The organism is Pseudomonas allokribbensis (assembly GCF_014863605.1).
Lineage (GTDB): Bacteria > Pseudomonadota > Gammaproteobacteria > Pseudomonadales > Pseudomonadaceae > Aquipseudomonas > Aquipseudomonas allokribbensis.
The window spans coordinates 1,585,927-1,612,371 of the sequence record NZ_CP062252.1; the positions used below are offsets into that span (position 1 = coordinate 1,585,927).

Below are 26,445 nucleotides of genomic sequence, written 5' to 3' on the forward strand. Positions count from 1 at the left end.
GTAATCCCTGGAACTGTTTTTACGGCGACGACCGCCACGAAGTGGGCGGCCGTCTGCACGGTTTGCGAAAGGTTTGAACATGCGCGTTCTGATTGCTGAACACGACCACGCGATATATGCCCGACTGCTGCGTCAGGCGGCCCCGGAGCTTGAAGTGCTGACCAGCGGCGACTCTGCCGAGCTGGCTCGCCAGGCAGTCGATTGCCCGGTGTGGCTGGGTCAGCCGGATCTGTTGGCGACTCTGCTGCGTCAGGGCCATCAGCCACAATGGCTGCAATCGACCTGGGCCGGCATCACGCCGCTCTTGGCCGACGGCCTGCGCCGGGATTACCGCTTGACCCGGGCGGTCGGCATTTTCGGTCAGGTGATGGCCGAGTACGTGCTGACCTACATGCTCGGTCACGAGCGCGAAGTGCTGGCCCGGCTGGTCAGCCAGGTCGAGCGCAAGTGGGACAGTCGCACCGGCCAGAGTCTGGTCGGGCGCAAGGTGCTGATCGTCGGCACCGGTGACATCGGCCAGAGCGTGGCGCAGTTTCTGCTGCCGTTCGGCGTCGAGTTGTACGGCATCGCCAACAGCGCTCGCGAACAGGCGCCGTTTGTCGAAGTCGGTTCGATGGCGGATCTGCCACGGCTGGTGGGCGAGGTGGATTACGTGGTCAATCTGCTGCCCAACACCGAGCACACCCACGACATCTACGACGCGGCGCTGTTCAAGCAATTCAAGCCGACCGGGTTGTTCATCAACGCCGGGCGCGGTGTGGCCGTCGTCGATGCGGATCTGGTCGAAGCGTTGAAGGAAGGCCATCTGGCCGGCGCGGTGATCGACGTCTGCCGTCAGGAACCGCTGCCACAACGTCATCCGTTCTGGACCGCGTGGGGCCTGCTGTTGACCGGGCACAGCTCGGCACCGACATCGCCGCCGATGATGGTGCAGTTGTTTCTGGATAACTTGCGGGCGTATCAGGCGGGCGAAGCGTTGCGTGGGGAAGTGGATTTCGCACGCGGTTACTGATTACGAAGATCGTTCCCACGCAGAGCGTGGGAACGATCAACGCCTCGATGTGGGAACGATCAAACGATGGGGCTTAGAGGGTGAAATCCCCTTCAGCCGCCAGCTCGCTCAGCGGACGACGCGGGCTCGGTGTTTCTCGCGCTTGCAGGTAATCCGCCAGGGTTGCCTTGTCACCCAGCTTGCCTACCGCAACAGCGGCGTGCAGTGCATAACCTTCCGGAATGTTCAGCTCCTTGCGGGTCAGCTCCTGATCGAAGCCGGCCATGCCGTGGGTGTGCCAGCCGCTCAGGCTCGCTTGCAGCGCCAGGTGGCCCCACGCGGAACCGGTGTCGAAGGTGTGCCACAGCGCTGGCGTTTCTTCGGTCGCGCCCGGTGCGGTGAAGGTGGTTTTCGAGATCACGATCACCAGCGCCGACGCGTGCTGCGCCCAGCTGCGGTTGAATTCGTTGAGCAGGCTCAGGTAACGCTCCCAGTTCGGCGTGTCGCGACGGGCGTAGAGGAAACGCCACGGCTGCGAGTTGTACGCCGATGGCGCCCAGCGCGCGGCTTCGAAGAAGCTCAGCAGGGTTTCCTCGGAAATCGCTTCGCCGGTGAAGGCGCGGGGCGACCAGCGATCGGTGAACTGCGGGTGAATGGCGTATTCGGCAACGCGAGGGTTGGCACTCATCGAGAGATTCCTTGCTACGTTTGAGGATAGGTTTGAAGCAAAACCCGGCGGGATCAGTTGGGCTGAACGATGGGGGCTGTATCTGAAGCCGTGCAGTTCACCGGAATGCAACGCGGTCGAGCGTTAATGGCACCCAGCCAAGGCTTCTTGAGACTGGCAAAGCTACTTGGCCGCGCAAAAACTGACAAGCCCCGCACAACCGGCAGTCGCCAGCGCTTGGCCCACGGGGCCTTGGGCACTAGACTGGCGGCCTTTTCACCACCTGATGTAGATGCTTGAGCCATGGCCGCCAAAGTCGAACCGTTCTGGATACGCAAAACCCTCGATCAACTGGATCACGAGGAATGGGAATCGCTGTGCGACGGATGTGGCCTGTGCTGCCTGCAGAAGCTCGAGGATGAAGAAGACAACAGCGTCTACTACACGCGCATCGCCTGCAAACTGCTGGACCTGAAAACCTGCCAGTGCAGCGATTACCCGAACCGCATCAAGTTTGTCCCGGACTGCATCCAGCTCACCCCGGGCCAGGCCGAAGAGTTCAAATGGCTGCCGCCGACCTGCGGTTATCGGCTGGTCAGCGAGGGCAAGGATCTTCCGTTGTGGCACCACCTGGTCTGCGGTGATCGCGACGCCGTGCACCACGAACGGATTTCCCAGTCCGGGCGCATGCTCGCCGAAGGCAGCGTGCCGGAAGACGATTGGGAAGATCACCTGATTTTCCGGGCCGGCTAAGTTCTGAGGGGCTAAGTTCTGAGGAGTTAAGTTCTGAGGAGTAAGCCCCGCCGAGGATTCAAGTTTCAACAAGGAGTGTGTATGGCTGTGGGATTGCGCCGGACGCTGATCGTCGGACTGCTGATGCTGAGCGCGCCGGTGTGGGCGGCGAAGAAGGTCGATCTGGATTACCACGTGCGTCTGTTGCCGCAAAGCGATCAGGCGGAAGTGCGCCTGACCCTTGCCAAAGGCGAGGCCGTGCGCAGTCTGGATTTCGACCTCGGCGACGGCAGCCACTACAGCGATTTCAAGGCCGACGGCCAATGGCAATTGACGCCGGGCCAGCAGGCGCGCGGCATATGGCGCCCGACGGCGGACAAGGCCAGCCTGACCTACCGCGTACGCATCAGCCACGGCCGCAAGAACGGCAGCTTCGACACGCGCATGACCCCGACCTGGGCGTTGATGCGCGGCGATGAACTGGTGCCGCCAGCCAGGCTCGATCAGCAGGACGGCATCGAACTGGTCTCGCGCCTGCACTTCGATCTGCCCGACGGCTGGAAAAGCGTCGAAACCGCCTGGCCGCGCATCGGCAAGAACAAATTCCGCATCGACAATCCGTCCCGTCTGTTCGACCGGCCCACGGGCTGGATGCTCGCCGGGCACCTCGGCAGCCGCCGCACGCGGCTGGGGGAAACCGAAGTGACGGTGGCTTCGCCGCAGGGGCAGGGCATGCGCCGGATGGACGTGCTGACATTGCTGACGTTTGTCTGGCCGCAGGTGCAAGCGGTGTTTCCCCGCCATCCGACAAAACTGCTGATCGTCGGTGCCAACGACCCGATGTGGCGCGGCAGCCTGGCGGCGCGGGAGTCGATCTACCTCAACACGCGGTTGCCGCTGGTCAGCGAAAGCGGCAGCAGCCCCTTGGTCCGCGAGCTGGCGCAGGTGTTCGGACGGATCAACGACGAGCAGCGCAGTGACTGGATCAAGGAAGGTTTCGCCGAGTATTACGCCGTCGAACTGGTGCGCCGTGCTGGCGGCATGAGCGACGAGCGTTATCAGGCATTGCAGGTAAAACTGGCCAAGGACAGCCAGAAGGTCAGCACACTGCGCGGCGAGCAGATCAGCCCGGCGCAGGTGTCCAAAGCGGTTCTGCTGTTACAGGAACTGGATCGCGAAATCCGTCTGAAGACCCGCAACAAGCGCTCGCTGGATGATGTGCTGCGCGGGGCGATGCATCTGGGGACGGTGGATACCAAGGCGTTCGTACAACTCGCCGAGAGTGTCATCGGCGAGTCGTCCAAGGTGCTTGATAGCGGTTTGCTTCAGTAGCGATCAGACCCCGGCTTTGGGCGACTTCACCGAATCATTGCCGGTCACGGTGGCGGTTCTGGTCGCCACTTCGGCATTGGCTTTCAGCTTGCTCAGTTCTTCACCGGCCCGCTCGATCTTCGTGCGCACGTTGTTCATGTCCTGACGGCTTTTCTCCAGCAGGCTTTTCACCGAACTGTGCCCGGTGATGCCACGGGCCATGGCCACGCCGCCAATCGCCACCTGAATCAAACCGAACACGCCGCCACGGCGCAGGCCCTTGCCGACCATGATCACGCCGCCGGCCAGCGAGCCGATGCGCTCCCAGCCTTCGACGTTCTGCTCGGAACGGGTCTGGAACGGGGTGGATTCGATACGCTCGACGCGTTTGAGCTCGGTCATGATCTTTCTCCAGGCAATGAGTAATGGATAAACAAGCTGACTGCGTGGGCGGTCAGCTCGTTCCATCGGATGTGCGACGGTTCAGCGGAATTTCGGCCCGGAACGGGTGTTCAAGCCTTTGGCCATGCGGTCGTAAAGCACGACGTTGACCGTGGCGGCGAGGTTCATGCAACCGGTGGTCGGGATGTACACGACGTCTTCGCACCAGTCGCGGATCTCTTGATCCAGCGAGCCGTCTTCGGGGCCGAAGATGTACAGGGCGCGATCCGGGTGAGTGTATTCCGGCAGCGGGCGGGCGCCGTCGACCAGTTCCACGGCGACCGGGACGCAATTGAGCGGCAGGATCTTTTTCAGGTCGTCGATGCCGATCAGCGGGATGTCGTAGTGCACGCGCTTGGTGTCGGTGACGAAATCGGCGGCGCGCTCATAGCGCTTGCCGGTGTAGAACACGGTCGACACGCCGTAACAGCCTGCGGCGCGCATCACCGAACCGACGTTTTCCGGTGATTTGGGGTTATACAAACCAATGCAGCTGTACCGTTTGTCTGCCACGAGCGGGGTGCCTTCGGGAAAAAGAGGGCGATTATACGGGGATTGGGGGAGGGCGGGCAGATTCAGGATCTGCGGTGACCGATGTGATCGTTCCCACGCTCTGCGTGGGAAGGATCATGGCTGGTTCAGTCTTCTTTCTTCATCAACCCGGCCAGCGCCGCAAACGGGTTGTGCGTGGCCTTGGCGATTTTCGGCGTGCTCAGCGAGCCTTCGCCGAAGTACTGCTGGTCGGTGTAGCGCGAGTGTTCGTTGTCGTGGCAGTACAGGCACAGCAGTTCCCAGTTGGAACCGTCCTGCGGGTTGTTGTCGTGGTTGTGGTCGCGGTGATGCACGGTCAGCTCGCTCAGGCGCTTGCCGGAAAACTCACGGGCGCAGCGGCCGCACACATGCGGGTACATCTTCAGGGCCTTGTCGCGGTAGCCCATTTCCTTGTCGCGCTGGTTGTCGGCGAGGATGCGATCCAGCTTCGAAGTGTTGGTCGGGGTGGACGAACTCATGGGTTCACCTTTGTAGAAAGACTAAATGACGGTTATGACGCAAGTTTAGCTCAGCCCTTGAGCTTCTCGGCAATCCAGATCGTGTGGCGGGTGCCCTTGTTGCCGTGGGCGAAGACCTGCACTTCCTCGGCCTTGAAACCGGCCTTCTTCAATTTGTCGGAAAACTGCCGGTCGGCGCTGGCCGACCACACCGCCAGCACGCCTTTGGGCCGCATCGCCTTGGCGCAAGCGGCAAGACCAGCGGCGGAATACAGCCAGCTGTTGGCCTTCTGGGTCAGGCCTTCGGGACCGTTGTCGACGTCGAGCATGATCGCGTCGAAACCGTTCGGCTCGCTTTGCAGGACCTTGGCCACGTCTTCCTGACGGATCACGGTGCGTGGGTCGAGCAGCGGGCGCCCTGACTTTTCACCGAGCGGCCCACGGTTCCACTCGACTACACCGGGCACCAGTTCGGCGACCACCACTTCGGCGCTCTTGCCCAGATGCTTGAGCGCGGAGGCGAGGGTGAAGCCCATGCCCAGGCCGCCGATCAGCACGCGCGAGTTCGGTCGGCCGGCAACCTTGCGGCACGGGATCTCGGCCAGTGCGTCTTCGGAACCGTGCATGCGGGTGTTCATCAATTGCCCGCCGTCGCCACCCTGGATCTTGATGACAAAGTCCTCGCCATACTCGAACAGGCACAGGGCTCCGCCGTTGTCAGGGATCGGCGTGGTGTCGAGCAGAACGAAACGTTTCATGGAAATCTCTAAAGAGGGGAAGGCAAGCAGGCGCGTTGGGAGTAGCCTGAACGCAGACTTCAGGCCAACGGAGCCCTTGATGAAGCGCACCATTCTAACGGTCATTACCCTGGCCGCGCTCTCGATAACTGCAGTGCAGGCCCAACAGACGATTCCCGTCAGCCCGACGCCGCAACCGGGTTCGCCCGGCACCGCGACGCCAACCCCGTATCCGCAGATCAGCCCGGTACCGATTCCCAAGACTGGTTCCGGCAGTGGCGGGCCACCGCTGGTGCCGATCGAGATGCCCAGCCCGCCGTCCAAGGATCAGCCATTGCCGGGCCTTGAACAGAACGACGGCAAGAGCAAATCCCCAGGCGGCTAGATCTGTTGCGCCGCCAGTTGGCCGTCGGCCATGCGCAGGCGTTTGGACAGGGAGACGGCGAGGGCGCGGATGATCTTGGCGGCGATTTTCGGTGCGTCGTTGAGCATTTTTTCCAGTGAATCCTTGCCGAGGTTGAGCAACTGACAGTTGCTCGCCGCCACGCAGGTCGCTGAGCGGCGTTCGCCATCCAGCACCGCCATTTCACCGAACGCGCGGCCGCTGCGCAGGGTGGCCATGGTTACGACCTGGCCGTCGCTGCCGGTTTTCTGCACGGCCACCTGGCCGGTGTGGATGATGCACATGAAACTGCCGGCATCGCCTTCGCGAAAGATCGCTTCGCCTTCAGCCACGGTGCTGATGCTGAAGTAGCCCGATGCGGCGGCGAAATCCGCCAGTTGCAATTGATCGAACAGGCCGCAGTCCATCAGCCAGTCGCGGATTTCGTTGTTCAGCAGGGTTGGTTCTGACATGTCGTGCGGTCTTTTTGTTGTGTCGGTTTGCAGGCTCGCGAGCGGGCGCCGAATTGATTATCGGCGCCCGGCGTCGGGAATTAAGACCTGACTGACCGGCGGAGTTCCTCAGGCGATACCCAGAACCTTGAAAACAAATGCATATTCGAGGGCTACGTCACGTAATCCCTGATAACGACCACTCATGCCGCCGTGGCCGGCGCCCAGTTCAGTCTTGAGCAGCAACGGATTGTCGTCGGTCTTGGTCGCGCGCAATTTCGCCACCCACTTGGCCGCTTCCCAGTACTGCACGCGGCTGTCGTTGTAGCCGGCGATCACCAGGGTTGCGGGATAAGCCTGCGCGGTAACGTTTTCGTACGGCGCGTAGGCCTTGATCCGCTCGTAGACGTCCGGCTCTTCGGGGTTGCCCCATTCGTCGTATTCGGTGACGGTCAGCGGCAGATCCGGGTCGAGCATGGTGTTGAGCACGTCGACGAACGGCACTTCGGCAATCGCCACGCCGAACAGTTCCGGACGCTGATTGAGCACTGCACCGATCAGCAAACCGCCAGCACTGCCGCCGCTGATCGCCAGTTGCGGCGCGGTGGTGATGCCGTTGAGGATCAAGAACTCGGCGCAGGCAATGAAGTCGCTGAAGGTGTTTTGCTTGTGTTCCTGCTTGCCAGCGCGATACCAGGCTTCGCCCAGTTCACCGCCGCCGCGCACGTGGGCAATGGCAAACGCCATGCCGCGATCCAGCAGGCTCAGGCGTGCATGGGAGAACCAAGGGTCGAGGCTCGAACCGTAGGCGCCGTAACCGTAGAGGTACAGCGGCACCGGTTTGCCGACCATTTCCCGCTTCATCACCAGGCTGATCGGCACCAGCGTGCCGTCCGGTGCGCTGGCCCACAGGCGTTGGCTGACGTAGGCGTCGGCGTCGAACGGACCGAGTACCGGGGTTTCCTTGAGCACTTCCTGCGCGCCGGTGGCGAGGATCAACTGCCGAACCTGAGCCGGACGATTCAACGCCTCGTAGCGCAGGCGGATACGGTCGCTTTCGAATTCCAGGCTGTTTTGCACATAGAGGCTGTAGGCCGCGTCCGGCAATTGCACGCGATAAGGCGCCAGACCGTGTGGGCGAACTTCGATGATCGGCAAACCGCCTTCGCGCAGGCTCAGGGTCAGGGCTTCGGCGTTGAGGGTCACGCCATCGAGCATCACCGAATCGCTGTGGGGAATCAGGTTCTGCCAGTCGGCTTCGCTCGGCGCGATGCCGGTGTCCGGCGTCTGATACAGGGCGAAGTTGATGCCGTCGCGGTTGGTGCGGATGAACCAGGTCCATTCGCCGTCGAGTTTGCCGTGGTCGACGTCGTATTCGTGATCCTCGACCCGAGGCGCCAGGCAAGCGAAGGGCAGGTGCGGCTGATTGGCGTCCAGCGCCCAGACTTCGCTGGTGGTCTTGCTGCCCAGGGACAGCAGCAATTGCTGTTCGGAGCTGGCGCGGTAGCAATGCAGGAAGAAACGCCCGTCCGGCTCATGGAACACCTCTTCGGCGGCAGTGCCGTCGAGGCGGTAGCGGAACAGTTTGTGCGGACGATGGGTGTCGTCCAACTCGCCGAAGAACAGCGTCAGGCTGTCGTTGGCCCAGGTCATGCTGCCGTCGCAGTCCTGGAATTCCAGTTCGCTGACACGCTCGCTGGATAATTCCTTCACGAACAGCGTGTAAATCTCGTCGCCCGAGGCATCGACGCTGTAGGCCAGACGCTGGTGATCCGGGCTGATGCTGAACGCGCCGAGGGAGAAAAAGCCGCCATTGGCCAAGGCGTTCGGGTCAAGCAGCAACTGTTCGCGGCTTTCGTCGAGGGTCAGGCTGTCGTCGGCCGGACGCGGGCAGCGGTAGTGGCGGGGGTATTCGTCACCCGCAGTGGTGCGCGTGTAATACAGATACGGCCCCCATGGCGACGGCAGGGACAGGTCGGTTTCGAGAATCCGGCCCTTGATCTCTTCGAACAGGGTTTCGCGCAGTCCGGCCTGATCGGCGGTCTGCGCCTGCTGGTAGTCGTTTTCGGCCTTGAGGTAGTCGAGCACCGCGTCGGTGTCGCGTTCCTGCAGCCAGGCATACGGGTCGTGACCGGCATCCTTGCGGGCAATCGGGGCGCTGGTGACGTTGGCGGATACGGGCATGGAGGGCTCTCGAACATGACAAATGAGGACCGCACGGACGGCGGGGAAGCCTGATGTGCGAAAAGTCGTTACTATAAGCGCCTCTTTGCCTGCCTTGCCATGGACACCATGACCGAGAACGACTATCTGATCGCCTGGGGCCTCTACGCCTTTGCCGCCGTGGGCTGCCTGTTGGTGTGGATGCGCATGACCCGCTGGATGTGGCGCTGGCTGCGCGAGCCGCTGCGTGTGCTGATGGCGGTGCTGCTGTTCAGCCCGACCATCATCGACCCGGTGAAGGAAAAATTCGCCCCGTCCATCGCCATCACGGCGCTGGATCTGGCGTTCAAGGTGGGCAACAACGCCTTTCGTGCGATTTCCGAATTGCTCATGTACGCCATGATCGCGTTCGGCCTGTACCTGATTTTCGTGCTGATCCGCTTCCCGATCGAACGCGCTTCTAAGGCTCGCAAGGAACAGGCCGAGGCCGCCCGCGCTGCCGCCCGTGCCGACGACGAACGTGACGGCGATCAACCGTTCGGCGCCGCCGGCGATGATCGTTATGGCCGTCCACCGCTGCCGAACAATCCGCAGCGCATGCGCGTCGAGCCGCGTCTGTAATCACGAGAGTCCGCACATGTGTGAACTATTGGGCATGAGCGCCAACGTGCCGACCGACATCGTGTTCAGCTTCACCGGGCTGATGCAGCGCGGCGGTCGTACCGGCCCGCACCGCGACGGCTGGGGCATCGCGTTCTATGAAGGTCGCGGGCTGCGGTTGTTCCAGGACCCGGCGGCCAGCTGCGAGTCGGAAGTCGCCAATCTGGTGCAGCGTTATCCGATCAAGAGCGAAGTGGTGATCGGTCATATCCGCCAGGCCAACGTCGGCAAGGTCTGCCTGTCCAACACCCACCCGTTCGTCCGCGAACTGTGGGGGCGCAACTGGTGCTTCGCGCACAATGGCCAGCTCGCCGACTTCACCCCGATCAAGAGTTTCTACCGCCCGGTCGGCGATACCGACAGCGAAGCGGCGTTCTGCGATTTGCTCAACCGCGTACGTGCAGCGTTTCCGGAACCGGTCGATATAGAAGTGCTGCTGCCGGATCTGGTCGCCGCTTGCGCCGAATACCGCAGCAAAGGCGTGTTCAATTGCCTGCTCAGCGACGGCGACTGGCTGTTCTGCTATTGCTCGACCAAACTTGCGCAGATCACCCGTCGCGCACCGTTCGGCCCGGCGCGGCTCAAGGACGTCGATGTGATTGTCGACTTCCAGGCCGAAACCACGCCCAACGACGTGGTTACGGTGATTGCCACCGAACCCTTGACCGAAAATGAAACCTGGACCCGCTACGAACCGGGCCAATGGAGCCTGTGGCGACGCGGCGAATGCGTCAGCCAAGGCACGACCGAATAAAGGATCTCTCCCCGATGTTGCTCAGTTATCTACGGCTGGTGTTGTTTGCGGCGGGCCTGTTGATCGGTGTCCAGGTGCCGGGATTCATCAACGATTACGCCAAGCGGGTCGAAGCGCATCTGATCGAGGCGCAGACCGGTCTGCGTGGCTTCCAGGGCACTGCCGAGCAGTTTTTCAAAGGTGATATTCAGGCGCTGGTCGCTCATTATCGCGCCAGTGAAGACCCTGTGTTTCGCAGCGATGCCGACAGCCTGAGCACTTTGCTCGTGCGTCAGACCGCACTGGATAAGCAGTTCCAGGCCATGCAGGGCCCGTGGTACATCCGTGTGCTGCAAGTGGCGCTGGCCGCCGATCCGGACATCCGCAAGGAGACCTGGAACGGCTACAGCTATCAGATTCTGCTGACGCCGGAAGCGATGATCTGGGGCATGAGTGGCGCGTTGTTGCTGTCGTTCGGCCTCGAATGCCTGTTCCGTCTGATCGACTGGGTGGTGCTGGGCGGCAAGCGCCTGCGCCAGAGCCGGCCGATCGAAGACCGGGATGTGCGCGGGCTGTAAGCTTCGATGCATCGTTCCCACGCCGTGGGAACGATCAACTCAGAACGATGTAATCCGTGCCGACCTTGCGCGCATACCCCTCCAGCACCTGCTGACACAACGTCACAATCTCTTCGACCCATTCCACACCGACCCGCCACGACACTACCACTTGTAGATCGGGTGGCCGTTGATCGATGTCGAGCAGGGTCAGTTCGCCTCGCGCCAGTTCCTCGGCCACCAGCACCGGAGGCAGTGCGCCAATACCGAAGCCATCACGCAACAACCGGGTGATCGCCGACACCGAATTCACACAGTTCAACCGTGGCGCCAGCACGCCCTGGGCCTGCATCAGCGCCAGAATGTCCTGATGTGGCCGGGAGTTTTTCGAGTAGGTGATGATCCGTTCCTGCGCCAGGTCGGCGAGGCTTTGGTAGTTGCGGTTGTAGATCGAATTGCTGGCGACGATCCAGCCGATGGGGTGACTGGCCAGTTCCAGGCTGCGCACGCTTTCATGGCGTACCAGATCGGTTTGCAGGATCAGATCGAGAAAGCCTTTTTGCAGCTGATCGCAGAGGTTCAGCGACGTATCCGCCACCAGCTCGATTTCCACCCGTGGATACAGATCGGTCATCTGCGCCACCAGCGGGCTGAGCCAGGTGTGAATCACCGTGTCCATCACCCCGATGCGTACCCGGCCGACCTTGCTCGATCGGGTTTCGATCGACTGCTTCAGCGCCTGCATCGTGTCGAGCATCTGCTCGGCGTATTCCAGCACTTTCAGGCCTTCGGGGGTCAGGCTGACGCCGCGTGAGTCGCGTAGAAAGAGCTTCACCCCAAGCTCGCCCTCGAGCACCGCGATCCGGCTGGAGATCGAAGCCTGGGTGGTGAACAGCTTGTCAGCGGTCAGGCGAAAACTCTTCAGCCGGGCGACCCAGACAAAGGTCTCGAGAAACTTCAGGTTCATGGCAACAAATTTTTCTTATGTCTTGGGCGGGTTTTTATTCGTTGGACGCGACCGGGTGACGCACCCAAAAATCGACGCATCCGGTCCCCACGATAGGCGTCGTCGGGGCTACGAACAAGACCAATAATAATTGCGGAGATTTGCCATGAGTGCTCCCGACACCCTCCCTTTGTCAAAGGCCACGGCCCGTCCCGGACCGTTCGACTGGTATCGCAACATCAATCAGCAGGAGCGTCGCACCTTCTGGAGTTGCAAGATCGGCTACGGTCTGGACGGCATGGACACCCAGATGCTCAGCTTCGTGGTGCCGACCCTGATCGCGATGTGGGGCATCACCACGGGTCAGGCCGGGTTGATTCACACCAGCACGTTGATCGCCTCGGCCATCGGCGGCTGGGTAGCGGGGATTCTCTCCGACCGCATCGGCCGCGTGCGCACCCTGCAACTGACGGTGTTGTGGTTCGCCTTCTTCACTTTTCTCTGTGGCTTCGCCCAGAACTACGAGCAATTGCTGATCGCCCGCACCCTGATGGGTTTTGGTTTCGGCGGTGAGTGGACCGCCGGCGCAGTGCTGATCGGTGAAGTGATCCGGGCCAAGGATCGCGGCAAGGCGGTGGGCATGGTGCAATCCGGCTGGGCGTTGGGCTGGGGCCTGACAGCGATTCTGTATGCGCTGCTGTTCTCGGTGCTGCCACCGGAAGATGCCTGGCGCGCATTGTTCATCCTCGGCATCGTGCCGGCGGTGTTCGTGATTTTCGTCCGCCGTCTGGTGAAAGATCCGGAGATCTACCGCGAAGCCAAGGCCAGGCAAACTCCGGAAAGCCCGTCGAAGTTCTACGAGATCTTCGCTCCCGGCATGCTCTTCACCACGATCCGTGCTTCGTTGCTGACTACTGGTGCCCTTGGCGGTTACTACGCGATCACCTCCTGGCTGCCGACTTTTCTGAAGAACGAGCGCGGCTTGAGCGTACTCGGCACTGGCGGTTATCTGGCGATGGTGATCGTCGGTTCCTACGTCGGTTACGTGATCAGCGCTTATTTGACCGACCTGCTGGGGCGCAAGAAGAACTTCATCCTGTTCGCGGTCGGCTCGTTCACCATCGTTCTGCTCTACACCCAATTGCCGGTCAGCAACGGCGTGATGCTGTGGCTGGGTTTCCCGCTGGGCTTCTTCGCCTCGGGGATTTTCAGTGGCATGGGCGCGTTTCTGACGGAGTTGTTCCCGACGCGGATTCGCGGTTCGGGGCAGGGTTTTTGCTACAACATCGGCCGGGCGCTGGCGGCATTGTTCCCGCTGCTGATCGGGCTGCTCAGCCAGAAGGTGCCGCTGAGCGTAGGTATCGGTGCCTTTGCGGCAGTGTCCTACGGCGTGGTGATCCTCGCGGCTTTGAGCCTGCCGGAAACCCGTGGCAAGCAACTGGACGCGCAGTAACTGATAACCTGCGACAACTGTCCTACAGCACAAAAAGATAACAGCTACAGGAGTGTTCACCGTGAGCCGCCTGCTATTGAACTGTGACATCGGCGAGAGCTTCGGCAACTGGACCATGGGTCTGGACGCGGAGGTCATGCCCTTCATCGATTGCGCCAACATTGCCTGCGGTTTCCACGCCGGCGACCCGAGCATCATGCGCAAGACTGTCAGCCTGGCCTTGAGTCATGGCGTGCAGATCGGCGCGCATCCGGCCTATCAGGATCTGGTGGGTTTCGGCCGACGTTCCATGGCGTACACCGCCCAGGAACTGCAAGACATCCTGCATTACCAGATCGGCGCCCTCGACGGCATTTGCCGTGCCCAGGGTGGAAAAGTCAGTTACGTCAAACCCCACGGCGCAATGTACAACGACATGATAGCCAACCCGGCGCAGTTGCGGGCGGTGATCCAGGCAGTCGCAGCTTACGACCGCAGCTTGCCGCTGATGCTGATGGCGACCCGTGACAACACGGCGGCGCAACAACTTGGCGACGAATACGGCGTGACTCTGTGGTTCGAAGCCTTCGCTGACCGTGCCTACGACAGCGCCGGCCGACTGGTCTCGCGGCAACTGCCGGGGGCGGTGCATCACGACGCCGAAACCATCATCGGGCAAGCACTGACCATTGCTCGGGGCGACAACCTTACCGCCAGCGACGGCAGCGCGCTGCACCTGCAAGCCCACACCTTGTGCGTACACGGCGACAACGCCAGTTCGGTTGCGGCCGTGCAACGCATTCGTCAGGCCTTGAACGAGCAGAGCGCGCCATGAATCCGCGGGTGGAAGTGGTAGCACTGGATTGCCTGATGCTGCGCCTGTTCGATGAAATCGCCGAAGCCAACATGCCGTGGATGCTCGCCGCCAGCGAGCGGTTGCGCACGGTGTTCGGCGAGCATTTGATTGATCTGGTGCCGTCGTACACCACGTTGATGGTGCATTACGATCTGACCGAATTGAATCCGAGTCAGGCCCGGGAGTTGATCGCCGAAGCCTTGATCGACCTGTCACCGAATGCGCGAACCGGCGGCCAGTGTCACGTGCTGCCGGTGTGGTACGACTTGAGTGTCGGCCCGGAACTGAGCCTGCTGTCGCAGCGCAGTGGTTTGTCGGTGGAAGAAGTGATCCGCCGTCACAGTGCGCGTGAATATCAGGTGTTCGCCCTGGGTTTTGCACCGGGGTTTGCCTTCATGGGGCTGGTGGACGAAGTCCTGGCGGCCCCGCGTCTGAACACACCTCGCAAGAAAGTCGCCGCCGGCAGCGTCGGCATCGCCGAACGGCAAACTGCCGCGTATCCGGTGGTATCCCCCGGCGGCTGGAATCTGATCGGTCGCACGCCGGCAAAACTGTTCGACCGTGAACGCGATGGCTACAGCCTCATGCAGCCCGGCGATACCGTGCGTTTCGAAGCGGTGAGCCACGCCGAATTCATCCGTCTCGGCGGTGATGACTCGCCTCTGGAGGCCCTGGCATGAGCCGACTGACGATTGAAGCGAGCACACCGCTGTGCCTGTTGCAGGACGCCGGACGATTCGGCGTGCGTCATCTGGGTGTGACCCAGGGCGGCGCGGCGGACTGGCGGTCGATGGCCTGGGCCAACTGGCTGCTGGGTAATGGCCTGGATTTGCCGGTGATCGAAATCACCCTCGGCGGGTTTGCGGTGGTGGCTGAGGAGGACTGTCTGTTGGCGTTGGCTGGCGCCGATCTTGGCGCGCAAATTGACGGTGAAACGTTGGCGCCGTGGCGCAGTTTCAAGCTGCGCAAAGGGCAGACCTTGAAGTTCACCCAACCGTTGTTGGGGGCTCGGGCCTATCTGGCGGCGCCCGGTGGTTTCAGTGCGCCGAAAGTGTTGGGCAGCAGTGCCACGGTGGTGCGCGAAGAGCTCGGCGGCCTCGATGGTTTTGGCTTGCCGCTGGCCAAGGGTGCTTCGCTGAGTTATCAGGGCGAAACCCTGTTGGTGCGTGAGGTTCCGGCACAGCATCGACCGGATCTGCGCCTCGACGCACCGCTCGATCTGGTGCTCGGCGCGCAAATCGGCCAGTTCGGCGGACAGAGCCTGTTCGATGCATTCAACAGTGCCTGGACGCTGGACAGTCGTGCCGACCGCATGGGTATTCGTCTGTTGGGGACGGCGTTGCAGTATCAGGGCCAGCCAATGATTTCCGAGGGCATTCCGCTGGGCGCGGTGCAGGTGCCGCCGGACGGGCAGCCGATCGTGTTGCTCAATGATCGGCAGACCATTGGCGGGTATCCGCGATTGGGAGCGTTGACGCCGTTGGCGCTCGCCCGATTGGCACAGTGTCTGCCGGGGGCGAAGGTCAGGTTGCGCCCGGTGGTGCAGGACGTCGCGCACCGGGAACATGTCGAGTATCTGAAGCGTTTTTGATCGTTTCCCCCGCCGCTGGCGGGGGAGTGATCCCGGATTACTTGGACAGAAACCGCATCCCTTCTTCGAGCCCGCGCAACGTCAGCGGATACATCTGATCCTCGATCAGATCCCGCACGATATTGGTCGATGAGGTGTAGCCCCACGTATCTTTCGGGTACGGGTTAATCCAGATGAGCTTCTTGTACTTTTCCATGAAGCGCTGCATCCACACGTAACCCGGCTCTTCGTTCCAGTGCTCGACGCTGCCGCCGGCCTGGGTGATTTCATAAGGCGCCATGGCGGCGTCACCGATGAAGATCACTTTGTAGTCAGCACCGTACTTGTGCAGTAGGTCCTGGGTCGAGGTGCGCTCGGAGGTGCGGCGCATGTTGTTCTTCCACACCGATTCATAAATGAAGTTGTGGAAGTAGAAGTACTCCAGATGCTTGAACTCGGTCTTGCAGGCCGAGAACAGTTCCTCGCAGATCTTCACGTGGGCGTCCATCGAGCCGCCGATGTCGAACAGCAGCAACAACTTCACCGTGTTGCGCCGTTCCGGGCGCATCTGGATGTTCAGCAGGCCGGCGTCCTTGGCGGTGTGGTCGATGGTGCCGTCGATATCCAGCTCTTCCGCCGCGCCCTGACGAGCGAATTTGCGCAGGCGGCGCAGGGCGACCTTGATGTTGCGGGTGCCCAGTTCCACCGAGTCGTCGAGGTTCTTGTACTCGCGCTGATCCCAGACTTTCACCGCTTTGCCCTGGCGCTTGCCGGCGTCGCCGACCCGAATGCCTTCCGGGTTGAAACCGCCGGAGCCGAACGGGCTGGTGCCGCCAGTGCCGATCCATTTGTTGCCGCCGGCGTGGCGTTCTTTCTGTTCTTCCAGGCGCTTCTTGAACTCTTCGATCAGCTTGTCCAGGCCGCCGAGGGATTGGATCTGTGCGCGTTCCTCGTCGGTCAATGAACGCTCGAACTCCTTGCGCAGCCAGTCTTCGGGAATCAGCGCCTGCAAGTGGTCGTCGAGTTTTTCCAGGCCGTTGAAGTAGGCGCCGAACGCACGGTCGAACTTGTCGAAATGCCGTTCGTCCTTCACCAGAATCGCTCGGGACAAGTAGTAAAACTCGTCCATGTCGGCGAACGTCACGCGCTGTTTCAGCGCGTTGATCAGGTCGAGCAGCTCGCGCACCGACACCGGTACCTTGGCTGCACGCATTTCGTTGAACAGGTTGAGCAACATGGCGTCAGCCTCTTAGCGGGTGCCGCGACGGCTCATGAACGCCAGGCGTTCAAGCAGTTGCACGTCCTGTTCGTTCTTCACCAGCGCACCGGCCAGCGGCGGGATGGCTTTGGTCGGATCGCGCTCGCGCAGCACTGCTTCGCCGATGTTGTCGGCCATCAGCAGTTTCAGCCAGTCCACCAGTTCCGAGGTCGACGGCTTCTTCTTCAGGCCCGGCACCTTGCGCACGTCGAAGAACACGTCCAGCGCTTCGCTGACCAGGTCCTTCTTGATGTCCGGGTAGTGAACGTCGACGATTTTCTGCAGGGTGGTGCGGTCGGGGAACGCGATGTAGTGGAAGAAGCAGCGTCGCAGGAAAGCGTCCGGCAGCTCTTTCTCGTTGTTGGAGGTAATGATGATGATCGGACGCTTCTTGGCCTTGATGGTCTCGTCGATCTCGTAAACGTAGAACTCCATCTTGTCGAGTTCTTGCAACAGATCGTTGGGGAACTCGATGTCAGCCTTGTCGATTTCGTCGATCAGCAGAATCACGCGTTCTTCAGACTCGAACGCCTCCCAGAGCTTGCCCTTCTTCAGGTAGTTGCGCACGTCGTGGACTTTTTCATTGCCCAGTTGCGAGTCGCGCAGACGGCTGACCGCATCGTACTCGTACAGGCCCTGATGGGCCTTGGTGGTGGACTTGATGTGCCAGGTGATCAGCTTGGCGCCGAACGATTCGGCCAGTTGCTCGGCGAGCATGGTCTTGCCGGTGCCCGGCTCGCCCTTGACCAGCAGCGGCCGCTCCAGGGTGATGGCGGCGTTGACCGCCAGCTTCAGGTCATCGGTGGCGACGTAGGCCTGGGTGCCTTCGAACTTCATCTGCTAATCCTCGAACGGTAACGCCGACCTGAACGGGCAGGGCGGGGGCGAAATAATCGGATGCCCGACTATAACGCGCGGCCCGGTCGACTGTGAACGCAGACGGCTTATTCAGTCTCTGAATGGGGCGTCACATGTTGACTCAGTTTCGGCGCAAAGCCAGCATTCAGCGATCATCGGTTTGGAAGTAGCCTGCTGAACATCTCTGAAAGAGGATCGGAACCGATGCTACCCAGGAAACGCCCTCGTTTATCGTCTGTACAACCTTCGGAAGATTTTTGTCTGGCGCTGACCTTTGTTGATGGTCAGCAGTTGCGTGTCGATTTGAGCCAGGATCTTCAAAGGTATCCGGGCCTCAAGCCATTACTTGATCCAAAGGTGTTCTGCGCAGCAAACCTCGGAAATGAGGGTTGGACCGTGGAATGGCTGGATCCGGATATTCAGCTCGGCGCCGATACCTTGTATCTGGATGCGCTCGTGCAAAGACCTAACCCGCATCCGGCTTCGGACGCTCATACCGGGCGTTGAAAGCCTGGATGAATCCATTGCGCAAAATCTGCAAAAACGCTTCGAACGCGCTGATATCTTGCTGATGGACGCTGCCGCTGAGTTCGACCTTGGTTGCGAACTGGTTTTTGGCCTGGTTCTTCAGCACGGTTTCAGTACCTCCGACCAGGGCCTCCCAGACTGAGCGGAAGATGCTTTTGTTCTTGTTTTCCACATCCTGTTGCCAGTTGAACACTTCAACGTCGCGCAGCAACGGCTTGATGTAGCCCGTCAGCTGGGCTTTTTTGGCCTGGGCCTCGATAACCACGTCGCCGTGGCCGGCATTGAAGTCGAATTTGCCGTAGGCCGAGGCGAAGTCGTTCATGCGCTTGAGTTCGAGGTCGCGGGCGCGCAGGCGAAATTCGAAATCCTCGAAATTGCTCAGCGGGTCGAAGGTGGCGGAGGTTTCCAGTGGCGCCTGGCCCAGCAGCAGGGCCTTGCCTTCGAAGCGGGCATCACGCTTGCCCTGGGTGTCGACAACGTTGGTCAGGTTGTAAATGCTCGCTTCGACGTTCGTAGCGTTCATGTTCACGGGCGGTTTCGAGTTGAAGTTGCGGAAACTGATGCGACCATCGTTGATCTGCACTTCGTCGAGGGTGATCGGCAGCAGCTTGCCCAACTGCGCGCGCCAGTCGGTGCCTTTACCGGTCTGGGAGTTCTGTTTGTTGGCACCGCCATCGACGAAATTGACTTCGGGTCTGAAGAACTTCACCTGCGCTACTACCGCGTGGTCGTACCACAGCGAATGCCAGCTCACAGACAGGTCGATCAACGGTGCATTGACGAACGGCACCGGCACCTTGCCGTCGACCTTGACGATCTTCAGTCCGTTGATCTTGTACGCACCGCGCCACAGGGCCAGGTCCACATCGGTGACCTGCCCACGGTAGTCGCCCATGTTGGCCAGCTTGTCATTCAGATAGTCGCGCACGAGAAAAGGCAGGGCGATGTGCAGGGCGATCAGTAGCACAACGACAGTGGCGAGGATCCACAACGGCCAGCGGTAGCGACGCTTCATGGCGGCAATTCCCGAACGGTGTTAAGCGATGGACTGCCGCCTGTAGCAGACGTTCGACCCGACTGGACTGGCAGGAGCAACAGGCTTACCTTGGAGAGCTGAATTCAACGCTGCATAAGGACCCAGCCATGAGCCGCATTTTTGCTGACAACGCCCATTCCATCGGCAATACGCCGCTGGTGCAGATCAACCGCATTGCGCCTCGTGGCGTGACCATCCTGGCCAAGATCGAAGGTCGCAACCCGGGTTACTCGGTGAAGTGCCGGATCGGCGCGAACATGATCTGGGACGCCGAAAGCAGCGGCAAACTCAAGCCGGGCATGACCATCGTCGAGCCGACCTCGGGCAACACCGGTATCGGCCTGGCCTTTGTGGCGGCCGCTCGCGGTTACAAATTGATGCTGACCATGCCGGCCTCGATGAGCATCGAGCGGCGCAAGGTGCTCAAGGCGCTGGGTGCCGAGCTGGTGCTGACCGAGCCTGCCAAAGGCATGAAAGGCGCAATCGAAAAGGCCAACGAGATCGTCGCCAGCGACGCGGGCAAATACTTCATGCCGTCCCAGTTCGACAACCCGGCCAACCCGGCCATCCACGAAAAAACCACCGGTCCGGAAATCTGGAACGACACCGACGGTGCGATCGATGTACTGGTGGCGGGCGTCGGCACCGGCGGAACCATCACCGGTGTGTCGCGGTATATCAAGAATACGGCGGGCAAACCGATTCTGTCGGTGGCGGTGGAGCCGGTGTCTTCGCCCGTGATCACACAGGCGCTGGCCGGCGAAGAGATCAAGCCGAGCCCGCACAAGATTCAGGGCATTGGCGCCGGTTTCGTACCAAAGAACCTGGATCTGTCGATGGTCGACCGGGTCGAGCGCGTGACTGATGAAGAGTCCAAGGCGATGGCCTTGCGCCTGATGCAGGAGGAAGGGATCTTGTGCGGCATTTCCTGCGGTGCTGCGATGGCCGTTGCAGTGCGCCTGGCGGAAACCCCGGAAATGCAGGGCAAGACCATTGTGGTGGTGCTGCCGGACTCCGGTGAGCGTTATCTGTCGAGCATGTTGTTCAGCGATCTGTTCACCGATCAGGAAAACCAGCAGTAAGCGTCCCGTTGATTCAGGTCAGCCAGGGTTCAGGACCGTTATGTTAATTAATGCTTTGTTGCGCAATTCTTAACACTGAATCTTGGGTCGGGCGGGTTTTTCCCGGAGCCGGTAGTGTTTATCATGGCCGGCCGCCATGTCGGGTAAATGACATTGCGTGGCGTTGTCTTTTTTCAAGGAGTTGTTGATGACCTTTTCGTTAGCCGCCAAGGTGTCGGTGTTGCTGCTGTTTGTGGGCAGCATCCTCTACGTGCATTTGCGCGGCAAGGCGCGTTTGCCGGTGCTGCGTCAGTTCGTCAACCATTCGGCGCTGTTCGCTCCGTACAACGCGTTGATGTACCTGTTCTCCGGCGTGCCGTCCAAGCCCTATCTGGATCGCAGCAAATTCCCGGAACTGGACGTGCTGCGCGACAACTGGGAAACCATCCGCGACGAAGCGATGCACCTGTTCGACGAGGGCTACATCCGCGCCGCCGAGAAGAACAACGACGCCGGTTTCGGCTCGTTTTTCAAGAAGGGCTGGAAGCGTTTCTACCTCAAGTGGTACGACAAACCGCTGCCATCGGCCGAAACCCTGTGCCCGAAAACCGTAGCACTGGTCAGTGCCATCCCCAACGTCAAGGGTGCGATGTTCGCGCTGTTGCCGGGCGGCAGCCATTTGAATCCGCACCGCGATCCGTTCGCCGGTTCCCTGCGCTATCACCTCGGTCTGTCGACGCCCAACTCCGACGATTGCCGGATCTTCGTCGACGGTCAGGTTTACGCCTGGCGCGACGGTGAAGACGTGATGTTCGACGAGACCTACGTACACTGGGTCAAGAACGAAACCGAAAAGACCCGCGTCATCCTGTTCTGCGACATCGAGCGTCCGCTGAGCAACCGCCTGATGACCCGCATCAACCGCTTCATCAGCGCCTGGCTGGGTCGCGCCACCGCACCGCAGAACCTCGACGACGAACGCGTCGGCGGGATCAACCAGGCTTATGCCTGGACCAAGAACTTCAGCGACCGGTTCAGCGGTGTGGTCAAACAGTGGAAACGCCGCAATCCAAAGGCCTACCGCGTAATGCGGCCGGTGCTGGCGGTGGTGGTGTTGACGTTGCTGGGGTATTGGCTTTTTGGTTGAGGCTGAATGCAGAAATGAAAAACCGCTCACTTGAGCGGTTTTTTGTTTTCTGAATCAGGGACGGCCAGCGAGTAAGCTTGGTTCATCGATAGAGGTGCCAGTTGCAATGATCTGTAGGAGCCGCCGTTGACTGGCTGTCAGTACAGTCGGATCAGCTTCACCCTTCATTGCGTGCGGTTTTTTCTTTCTGGGGGACTTTTTTATTTCTTTGCGCATGTTCCCACCGTGGTTGATCAATATTTGAGCGTTTTTCACAATACTAGGCTCCCTACTGTTTTGACAAGACGACCATCGTTATCCAGACCGAAGCCGAGCTGTTCGTAAATTGGCACTGCTCCCTGGAATGGCTCTTGAGCCTCGATCAAACTGCTGCCAATGATGCGGGCGTATTGCTCAATAGCCAGAACGGATAACGGTGCAACGCGGTTTTTCAATGGATGAGTTTCTCTTGGCCGCCCCTCCAGTCGTACGATTCGAATGCGTCGTCGACTTTTATTCGGGTTGGCAAAGCAAAGTCCGCACAGTTCAGATTCAAACCAGATTGCGATGTCGAGAGCGAGAGGTTCGCGTGCTTTCCATCCAATGACGTCTACCCATGAAAAGTGCGGGCTCTCCCAACATTCAAAAGCGCTCAGCGCCAACGAGTCGATAGGTTCGAAACGTACTTTCGATAGGTCAAGAGTTGTGGGGCCAGCCATCTCCAGATCAATCTGGAGTTGAGTAGTGGCAGCGCGGGCAAGTTTTCTTGCCTGCGACTTGTACAACTGATACCGCAGATGATTCCGTTCCCTTGGCATGTGATCTCGCGCATTCCATATCCCCATCAATGGTCGTTGCAATTGCAAACGAGCCTATGCGCCAGCCCTCAGCCTGTCGCTACTGGCCCTTTGTCCAACTCATTGCAATCCATGTCGCAGGCTGGTTATAGTCGGCGCTCGTGAGTTCTACGGCTCACCTTTCAACCCTTCAAAAAAGATCAGCCCAATGCCTGCATCCCTCATCAACGCGGTAGTCGATTCAGCGGTCAACGCTGGCGTCGTGCCGTGCGGGAATCAGCAGCCTGTGCAGATCAGTCATTACCCCCCACCTGTCAGTAGCACGCCGGTGTGCGCAGTCGTATCACCGCCGGGCGTTGGCGTTTCGGGCTGATCAGCGTTTTCTGCTGACCCCTGTGCCCGCCTGAAAAAACCTACTGAATTTCAGCTTCGGCTGAGTTGGCTATTTGCCTGACTACAGGTGGTATTCATGTTTGTCCTTTCGAAAAAGTCCGCGCTCGCGGCGGCGTCCACGATCCTGTTCGTTCTGCTGTGGAGCAGCGGGGCGATCTTCTCCAAGTGGGGGCTGGCCCACGCTTCGCCCTTTGCCTTTCTGCTGATCCGTTTTGTGATTGCCCTGTTCGGGCTGGTGCTGCTGGTGCTGCTGGTGCCGTTGCTCAAGCTGAAACTGCCCAAGGGTGGCAGGCCGATGCTGTATGCGATGGCCACCGGGCTGGTGTTGTTGGGGGCTTACCAGATCTTCTATCTGCTGGCACTGGACCTGAAGGTCACCCCCGGCGTGATGGCCACCATCATGGGTGTGCAACCGATTCTCACGGTGGTGATCATGGAGCGCCAGCGCTCGGCGAGCCGCATTTTCGGCCTGGCGCTGGGATTGGCCGGTCTGATCATGGTGGTTTACCAGGGCATTGGCCTGGCCGGGATGTCGCTGGCGGGGATGCTGTTCGGACTGCTGGCGCTGGCTAGCATGACGTTTGGCTCGATCATGCAGAAGCGCATCATCGACAATCCTCTCGGCACGCTGCCGGTGCAGTATCTGGCGGGGCTGTTGTTGTGCGGGATCTTCGTGCCGTTCCAGCCTTTTCACTTCGAGCACAGTGCCGGTTTCATCGTGCCGGTGTTGTGGATGGGACTGGTGGTATCGGTGCTGGCGACCTTGCTGCTGTACCGCCTGATCGCCCGGGGCAATCTGGTGAATGTCACCAGTCTGTTCTATCTGGTGCCGGCGGTGACGGCGGTGATGGATTATCTGATCTTCGGCAATCGCCTGGCGACGTTGAGCGTGTTGGGGATGCTGTTGATCATCGTCGGTCTGGTATTTGTCTTCCGTAAATCGGCATAAGAAACGCGCATGAAAAAGGCCCGGGAGGAAACTCCCGGGCCTTTTTACATCTGCCGATCAGCGAGTCGCGACTTCTACCGGTTTCACCGCCGCCGGCTTCAACACCAGCCACAGCGCAATCGCGATCAATACCCCGCCATACACGTGGGCCATCGACAGCGGTTCATCGAGAAACAACGCGCCCCACAGCACGCCAAACGGCGGGATCATGAAGGTCACCGTCATCGATTTCACCGGCCCGATGGAGCTCAGCAGACGGAAGTAAATGATGTAGGCAAACGCGGTGCAACCCAGGCCCAGGCCCAGCAGTGACAGCCAGACATTCCAGCCGCCCCAGCTCACCGGCGGCTGGGTAATGACGCTGTAGCCGAACAGCGGCAACAGGAACAGTGTCGCGCCAAGCATGCTGCCCAACGCCGAAAGACGGCTGTCGAGCCCGCCGGCCTGATCCAGCCAGCGACGGGCGAGGAATCCGGCGAAGCCGTAGCAGGTCGTTGCGAGCAGGCAGGCAACAGCGCCCATCAACAGTGGCAGGTCGAACGCAACGGGGCCTGCACGCGTCAGCACGCCCACGCCGAGCAGGCCAAGGAAAACCCCGGCCAGTTTGGCCACCGTGAGTTTTTCACTGAAGAACAGCCCGCCGATCAACACGCCCATCAGCGGCGTGGTGGCATTGAAGATTGCGGAGTAACCGGCCGGCAGTACTTGCGCGGCAACGGAATACAGGGTGGCTGGAACACCGGAGTTGATGACGCCCAGCATCATCACGGTCTTGAGTTTGCCTTTGAAATCCCAGCTGATGCGCATCAGACCGAGGATCACCAGCAAACCGACCGCCGCGATCGAGACCCGGAAAAAACCGGTCGGAACGGTGCCGACGACAGGGGCGATGATGCGCATGAACAGGAAACTCGCACCCCAGATCGCAGCCAGCGACAACATGCGGAAAATATCGACAGGGCTCACGGGCAACTCCTTCCTTGATGGGGACGAGAGTGTTGCCGAGCGCCCTGACGATGGCAACCGCTAAACGGGCATTTAATTTTCCCGTCAGAGCACGAAGCGCGTCACCAGGCCGTTCAGGTCGACGGCCAGGCGCGACAATTCCTGACTGGCGGCAGACGTCTGGGTCGCACCGGCGGCGGTCTGGGTCGACAGGTCGCGGATGGTCACCAGGTTTTCGTCGACTTCCCGGGCCACCAGCGCCTGTTGTTCGGCGGCGCTGGCGATCACCAGGTTGCGCTGGTTGATCTGCGAAATCGACGCGGTGATTTTCTCCAGTGCATGGCCCGCGCTGTTGGCTCGGCGCAGGGTCTGGCTGGCCTGTTCGGCGCTGCTTTGCAACGCGCCGACTGTGGCGCCGGTGCCTTGCTGGATGCTGCTGATCATCAGCTCGATTTCTTCGGTGGAATTTTGCGTGCGTTGCGCCAGCGAGCGAACCTCGTCGGCGACCACCGCAAACCCGCGTCCTGCCTCGCCGGCCCGCGCCGCTTCAATGGCGGCGTTGAGTGCCAGCAGGTTGGTCTGCCCGGCGATGCCGCGAATCACTTCCAGCACCTTGCTGATGTCCTGAGCCTGGGTCGCGAGGCCCTCGGCCTGTTCGGACGCACCGAGCACGGCACTGACCAGTTCCTGAATCGAGTTGATGGTCTCGCTGACCTGCACATGCCCGTGCTTGCTGTCCTCGTTCGAGGCTTCGGACGCTTCGGCACTGGACACTGCATTGGCCGCGACTTCATCCACCGCCGTGCTCATCTCGGTAACCGCGGTGGCGGCCTGTTCGATCTGGTCGTTCTGCTGTTGCAGGCCGCGGGTGCTTTGTTCCATCACCGAACTCATTTCCTCGGCGGCGGAGGCCAGTTGCTGGGCTGACTCGCTGATGCCGCGGATGGTCGAGCGCAGATTGCCCTGCATTTCAGCCAGAGCGGTGAGCAACTGCGCGGCTTCGTCCCGGCCCTCGCTGTCGATGCGACCACTGAGGTCTCCCGAGGCAATGCGTCGTGCCACGTTCAACGCCTGATTGATCGGCGCGGTGATGCTGCGGGTCAGCAGCCAGGCCAGCAGCAACGTGGCAATCAGGGCGATGACGATGATTGTGGCGACGATCCACAGCGCCTGCTGGTACATCGCCGCCGCAGACCTGGCAGCGGCATCCGCACCTTGCTGATTGAGGCTGATCATTTGCTCCAGGGTCTTGTCGAGTACCGTGCCCTGCGGCGCCAGTTCATTGGTCAGGCGCGCGTAAGCCTGATCGTTTTGCCCGGCGTCGATCTGCTTGAGGATCTGGTCGAGGATGCTCAGGTACTTGGCCGTGTCGGCGCCCAGACCTTCCAGCATCGCCCGTTCTTGATCGTTGGCGATCAGGGCTTTGTGGTCGTCGAGGCGTTTGAGCAATTCCTGGCGTTGCGCGGTGAGAATGCCTTTGCTTCGTTCGCGAACGGCCGCCTGGGTGCTGGTGATCAGGCGCAGGGATTCGAGGCGGATGCTGGCGATGTTCGCTGCCGCGTCATGGATGCTTTCGATGCTGGGCATCCACGATTCTTCGATCACCGCCGCGCTCTCACGCAGGGTTTTCATCTGTCCCAGGCCGAACAGGCCAACCACCACCAGCAGGCTGGCCAGAACGGCAAAACTCAAACTGGCGCGCAAACCTATGCGCAGATTCCGGATAGACATCAATGTGCTCCTTGGGCATTGGGGGAGAGGTCGTCCTCGTGGACCGAGGATCTTGTTGTGAGGCGGGTGATGGCGGGCTGTATATCAAAGTGCCAGTATCTTGGTAAGGCCCGTTTTTGACCGACGCCGCAAGGAGTGGACAGG

General features: G+C 60.7%; 28 protein-coding genes and 1 pseudogene. 15 read left to right on the top strand and 14 right to left on the bottom strand.

Annotated elements, in window-relative coordinates:
- Nucleotides 1-79 precede the first annotated feature (79 nt).
- Entirely contained in the window at nt 80-1,012 is a 933-nt protein-coding gene (locus IF199_RS07275) for a D-2-hydroxyacid dehydrogenase (RefSeq protein WP_192560031.1), read from the top strand.
- Between the two features lie 73 nt (nt 1,013-1,085).
- Here IF199_RS07275 and IF199_RS07280 read toward each other — a convergent pair whose 3' ends face one another.
- Nucleotides 1,086-1,679 carry a nitroreductase family protein gene (locus IF199_RS07280; RefSeq protein WP_192560032.1) on the bottom strand — a complete coding sequence of 198 codons (594 nt, stop codon included), beginning with the start codon at nt 1,677-1,679 and terminating at the stop codon, nt 1,086-1,088.
- 282 nt (nt 1,680-1,961) lie between these two features.
- Here IF199_RS07280 and IF199_RS07285 point away from each other — a divergent pair, with 282 nt between their 5' ends.
- The gene (locus IF199_RS07285) at nt 1,962-2,411 is read left to right on the top strand and encodes a YcgN family cysteine cluster protein (protein ID WP_025110643.1); all 450 of its coding nucleotides are present in this window, start codon (nt 1,962-1,964) and stop codon (nt 2,409-2,411) included.
- 81 nt (nt 2,412-2,492) lie between these two features.
- A complete protein-coding gene (locus IF199_RS07290) occupies nt 2,493-3,722 on the top strand; it encodes a hypothetical protein (RefSeq protein ID WP_192560033.1) in 1,230 nt (409 codons plus the stop codon).
- Between the two features lie 3 nt (nt 3,723-3,725).
- On the opposite strand, the gene IF199_RS07295 is transcribed toward IF199_RS07290, so the two are convergent.
- The 4 genes from IF199_RS07295 to IF199_RS07310 all read right to left on the bottom strand — a co-directional run bounded on the left by IF199_RS07295 (nt 3,726) and on the right by IF199_RS07310 (nt 5,889).
- Nucleotides 3,726-4,103 carry a YgaP family membrane protein gene (locus tag IF199_RS07295; protein WP_102622221.1) on the bottom strand — a complete coding sequence of 126 codons (378 nt, stop codon included), beginning with the start codon at nt 4,101-4,103 and terminating at the stop codon, nt 3,726-3,728.
- An 81-nt stretch (nt 4,104-4,184) separates the two neighbouring features.
- A complete protein-coding gene (locus IF199_RS07300; RefSeq protein WP_007958066.1) occupies nt 4,185-4,655 on the bottom strand; it encodes an RNA methyltransferase in 471 nt (156 codons plus the stop codon).
- Between the two features lie 125 nt (nt 4,656-4,780).
- On the bottom strand, nt 4,781-5,152 hold the full coding sequence (locus IF199_RS07305; protein ID WP_007944009.1) for a YajD family HNH nuclease: 372 nt from the start codon (nt 5,150-5,152) through the stop codon (nt 4,781-4,783).
- Between the two features lie 50 nt (nt 5,153-5,202).
- Nucleotides 5,203-5,889, bottom strand: a complete 687-nt coding sequence (locus IF199_RS07310) for a spermine/spermidine synthase domain-containing protein (RefSeq protein WP_011332930.1) — start codon at nt 5,887-5,889, stop codon at nt 5,203-5,205.
- A gap of 79 nt (nt 5,890-5,968) precedes the next feature.
- Here IF199_RS07310 and IF199_RS07315 point away from each other — a divergent pair, with 79 nt between their 5' ends.
- Nucleotides 5,969-6,253, top strand: a complete 285-nt coding sequence (locus IF199_RS07315) for a hypothetical protein (RefSeq protein ID WP_096819383.1) — start codon at nt 5,969-5,971, stop codon at nt 6,251-6,253.
- Here the strand turns inward: IF199_RS07315 and IF199_RS07320 are convergent.
- Together IF199_RS07320 and IF199_RS07325 are read right to left on the bottom strand one after the other, a co-directional pair.
- Nucleotides 6,250-6,723, bottom strand: coding sequence for a cyclic nucleotide-binding domain-containing protein (locus IF199_RS07320; protein ID WP_096819382.1), 474 nt, complete (start codon nt 6,721-6,723; stop codon nt 6,250-6,252). The two genes, IF199_RS07315 and IF199_RS07320, sit on opposite strands and share 4 nt — an antisense overlap.
- A 108-nt stretch (nt 6,724-6,831) precedes the next feature.
- A complete protein-coding gene (locus tag IF199_RS07325; protein WP_192560034.1) occupies nt 6,832-8,886 on the bottom strand; it encodes a S9 family peptidase in 2,055 nt (684 codons plus the stop codon).
- Nucleotides 8,887-8,985: 99 nt separating this feature from the next.
- Here IF199_RS07325 and IF199_RS07330 point away from each other — a divergent pair, with 99 nt between their 5' ends.
- Genes IF199_RS07330 through IF199_RS07340 form a run of 3 tightly spaced genes read left to right on the top strand, consistent with a single transcriptional unit; the run spans nt 8,986 to nt 10,836 of the window.
- Entirely contained in the window at nt 8,986-9,486 is a 501-nt protein-coding gene (locus IF199_RS07330; RefSeq protein WP_096819380.1) for an MFS transporter, read from the top strand.
- Nucleotides 9,487-9,502: 16 nt separating this feature from the next.
- Complete coding sequence (locus tag IF199_RS07335) at nt 9,503-10,279, top strand: class II glutamine amidotransferase (protein WP_003222625.1); 777 nt, start codon at nt 9,503-9,505, stop codon at nt 10,277-10,279.
- A 14-nt stretch (nt 10,280-10,293) separates the two neighbouring features.
- Nucleotides 10,294-10,836, top strand: a complete 543-nt coding sequence (locus IF199_RS07340; RefSeq protein ID WP_096819379.1) for a DUF2937 family protein — start codon at nt 10,294-10,296, stop codon at nt 10,834-10,836.
- A 34-nt stretch (nt 10,837-10,870) separates the two neighbouring features.
- On the opposite strand, the gene IF199_RS07345 is transcribed toward IF199_RS07340, so the two are convergent.
- Nucleotides 10,871-11,782, bottom strand: a complete 912-nt coding sequence (locus IF199_RS07345; protein WP_192560035.1) for a LysR family transcriptional regulator — start codon at nt 11,780-11,782, stop codon at nt 10,871-10,873.
- Nucleotides 11,783-11,927: 145 nt separating this feature from the next.
- Between IF199_RS07345 and IF199_RS07350 the strand changes: the two genes are divergently transcribed.
- From IF199_RS07350 to IF199_RS07365, 4 genes are all read left to right on the top strand, one after another.
- Nucleotides 11,928-13,214, top strand: a complete 1,287-nt coding sequence (locus IF199_RS07350; protein ID WP_096819377.1) for an MFS transporter — start codon at nt 11,928-11,930, stop codon at nt 13,212-13,214.
- Between the two features lie 61 nt (nt 13,215-13,275).
- A complete protein-coding gene (locus IF199_RS07355; protein WP_192560036.1) occupies nt 13,276-14,028 on the top strand; it encodes a 5-oxoprolinase subunit PxpA in 753 nt (250 codons plus the stop codon).
- Nucleotides 14,025-14,729 carry a 5-oxoprolinase subunit PxpB gene (gene pxpB, locus IF199_RS07360; RefSeq protein WP_192560037.1) on the top strand — a complete coding sequence of 235 codons (705 nt, stop codon included), beginning with the start codon at nt 14,025-14,027 and terminating at the stop codon, nt 14,727-14,729. The genes IF199_RS07355 and pxpB overlap by 4 nt, the downstream gene beginning before the upstream one ends.
- Nucleotides 14,726-15,640, top strand: a complete 915-nt coding sequence (locus IF199_RS07365) for a 5-oxoprolinase subunit C family protein (protein ID WP_192560038.1) — start codon at nt 14,726-14,728, stop codon at nt 15,638-15,640. Before pxpB ends, IF199_RS07365 begins: the two co-directional genes overlap by 4 nt.
- Before the next feature lie 37 nt (nt 15,641-15,677).
- On the opposite strand, the gene IF199_RS07370 is transcribed toward IF199_RS07365, so the two are convergent.
- Both IF199_RS07370 and IF199_RS07375 read right to left on the bottom strand, forming a co-directional pair.
- Entirely contained in the window at nt 15,678-16,856 is a 1,179-nt protein-coding gene (locus IF199_RS07370) for a vWA domain-containing protein (protein WP_007956512.1), read from the bottom strand.
- 12 nt (nt 16,857-16,868) lie between these two features.
- On the bottom strand, nt 16,869-17,714 hold the full coding sequence (locus IF199_RS07375) for an AAA family ATPase (protein ID WP_007911294.1): 846 nt from the start codon (nt 17,712-17,714) through the stop codon (nt 16,869-16,871).
- 225 nt (nt 17,715-17,939) lie between these two features.
- Here IF199_RS07375 and IF199_RS07380 point away from each other — a divergent pair.
- Nucleotides 17,940-18,197 (top strand): annotated as a pseudogene (locus IF199_RS07380) (DUF2442 domain-containing protein); the annotation flags it as partial.
- 4 nt (nt 18,198-18,201) lie between these two features.
- On the opposite strand, the gene IF199_RS07385 reads toward IF199_RS07380, so the two are convergent.
- Nucleotides 18,202-19,278 carry a DUF748 domain-containing protein gene (locus IF199_RS07385; RefSeq protein WP_192560040.1) on the bottom strand — a complete coding sequence of 359 codons (1,077 nt, stop codon included), beginning with the start codon at nt 19,276-19,278 and terminating at the stop codon, nt 18,202-18,204.
- A gap of 128 nt (nt 19,279-19,406) precedes the next feature.
- Between IF199_RS07385 and cysK the strand changes: the two genes are divergently transcribed.
- Nucleotides 19,407-20,381 (top strand): cysteine synthase A, encoded by a 975-nt coding sequence (gene cysK / locus IF199_RS07390; protein ID WP_102620234.1) that lies wholly within the window; start codon nt 19,407-19,409, stop codon nt 20,379-20,381.
- Nucleotides 20,382-20,568: 187 nt separating this feature from the next.
- The gene (locus IF199_RS07395) at nt 20,569-21,507 is read left to right on the top strand and encodes an aspartyl/asparaginyl beta-hydroxylase domain-containing protein (RefSeq protein WP_096819371.1); all 939 of its coding nucleotides are present in this window, start codon (nt 20,569-20,571) and stop codon (nt 21,505-21,507) included.
- Between the two features lie 251 nt (nt 21,508-21,758).
- On the opposite strand, the gene IF199_RS07400 is transcribed toward IF199_RS07395, so the two are convergent.
- A complete protein-coding gene (locus tag IF199_RS07400; RefSeq protein ID WP_096819369.1) occupies nt 21,759-22,304 on the bottom strand; it encodes a hypothetical protein in 546 nt (181 codons plus the stop codon).
- 448 nt (nt 22,305-22,752) lie between these two features.
- On the opposite strand from IF199_RS07400, the gene IF199_RS07405 reads away from it, so the two are divergent.
- Nucleotides 22,753-23,625, top strand: a complete 873-nt coding sequence (locus IF199_RS07405) for a DMT family transporter (RefSeq protein WP_192560041.1) — start codon at nt 22,753-22,755, stop codon at nt 23,623-23,625.
- Between the two features lie 57 nt (nt 23,626-23,682).
- Here IF199_RS07405 and IF199_RS07410 read toward each other — a convergent pair whose 3' ends face one another.
- Nucleotides 23,683-24,591, bottom strand: coding sequence for a DMT family transporter (locus IF199_RS07410; protein ID WP_192560042.1), 909 nt, complete (start codon nt 24,589-24,591; stop codon nt 23,683-23,685).
- Between the two features lie 84 nt (nt 24,592-24,675).
- Nucleotides 24,676-26,301: a methyl-accepting chemotaxis protein gene (locus IF199_RS07415; protein ID WP_192560043.1), complete on the bottom strand. Its 1,626-nt coding sequence runs from the start codon at nt 26,299-26,301 to the stop codon at nt 24,676-24,678.
- Nucleotides 26,302-26,445: the final 144 nt, after the last annotated feature.

Coding starts and splice junctions, on each gene's coding strand:
- IF199_RS07275 (WP_192560031.1), top strand. CDS start 80: ATGCGCGTTCTGATTGCTGAACACGACCACGCGATATATGCCCGACTG.
- IF199_RS07280 (WP_192560032.1), bottom strand. CDS start 1,679: ATGAGTGCCAACCCTCGCGTTGCCGAATACGCCATTCACCCGCAGTTC.
- IF199_RS07285 (WP_025110643.1), top strand. CDS start 1,962: ATGGCCGCCAAAGTCGAACCGTTCTGGATACGCAAAACCCTCGATCAA.
- IF199_RS07290 (WP_192560033.1), top strand. CDS start 2,493: ATGGCTGTGGGATTGCGCCGGACGCTGATCGTCGGACTGCTGATGCTG.
- IF199_RS07295 (WP_102622221.1), bottom strand. CDS start 4,103: ATGACCGAGCTCAAACGCGTCGAGCGTATCGAATCCACCCCGTTCCAG.
- IF199_RS07305 (WP_007944009.1), bottom strand. CDS start 5,152: ATGAGTTCGTCCACCCCGACCAACACTTCGAAGCTGGATCGCATCCTC.
- IF199_RS07310 (WP_011332930.1), bottom strand. CDS start 5,889: ATGAAACGTTTCGTTCTGCTCGACACCACGCCGATCCCTGACAACGGC.
- IF199_RS07315 (WP_096819383.1), top strand. CDS start 5,969: ATGAAGCGCACCATTCTAACGGTCATTACCCTGGCCGCGCTCTCGATA.
- IF199_RS07320 (WP_096819382.1), bottom strand. CDS start 6,723: ATGTCAGAACCAACCCTGCTGAACAACGAAATCCGCGACTGGCTGATG.
- IF199_RS07325 (WP_192560034.1), bottom strand. CDS start 8,886: ATGCCCGTATCCGCCAACGTCACCAGCGCCCCGATTGCCCGCAAGGAT.
- IF199_RS07330 (WP_096819380.1), top strand. CDS start 8,986: ATGGACACCATGACCGAGAACGACTATCTGATCGCCTGGGGCCTCTAC.
- IF199_RS07335 (WP_003222625.1), top strand. CDS start 9,503: ATGTGTGAACTATTGGGCATGAGCGCCAACGTGCCGACCGACATCGTG.
- IF199_RS07340 (WP_096819379.1), top strand. CDS start 10,294: ATGTTGCTCAGTTATCTACGGCTGGTGTTGTTTGCGGCGGGCCTGTTG.
- IF199_RS07345 (WP_192560035.1), bottom strand. CDS start 11,782: ATGAACCTGAAGTTTCTCGAGACCTTTGTCTGGGTCGCCCGGCTGAAG.
- IF199_RS07350 (WP_096819377.1), top strand. CDS start 11,928: ATGAGTGCTCCCGACACCCTCCCTTTGTCAAAGGCCACGGCCCGTCCC.
- pxpB (WP_192560037.1), top strand. CDS start 14,025: ATGAATCCGCGGGTGGAAGTGGTAGCACTGGATTGCCTGATGCTGCGC.
- IF199_RS07365 (WP_192560038.1), top strand. CDS start 14,726: ATGAGCCGACTGACGATTGAAGCGAGCACACCGCTGTGCCTGTTGCAG.
- IF199_RS07370 (WP_007956512.1), bottom strand. CDS start 16,856: ATGTTGCTCAACCTGTTCAACGAAATGCGTGCAGCCAAGGTACCGGTG.
- IF199_RS07375 (WP_007911294.1), bottom strand. CDS start 17,714: ATGAAGTTCGAAGGCACCCAGGCCTACGTCGCCACCGATGACCTGAAG.
- IF199_RS07385 (WP_192560040.1), bottom strand. CDS start 19,278: ATGAAGCGTCGCTACCGCTGGCCGTTGTGGATCCTCGCCACTGTCGTT.
- cysK (WP_102620234.1), top strand. CDS start 19,407: ATGAGCCGCATTTTTGCTGACAACGCCCATTCCATCGGCAATACGCCG.
- IF199_RS07395 (WP_096819371.1), top strand. CDS start 20,569: ATGACCTTTTCGTTAGCCGCCAAGGTGTCGGTGTTGCTGCTGTTTGTG.
- IF199_RS07400 (WP_096819369.1), bottom strand. CDS start 22,304: ATGCCAAGGGAACGGAATCATCTGCGGTATCAGTTGTACAAGTCGCAG.
- IF199_RS07405 (WP_192560041.1), top strand. CDS start 22,753: ATGTTTGTCCTTTCGAAAAAGTCCGCGCTCGCGGCGGCGTCCACGATC.
- IF199_RS07415 (WP_192560043.1), bottom strand. CDS start 26,301: ATGTCTATCCGGAATCTGCGCATAGGTTTGCGCGCCAGTTTGAGTTTT.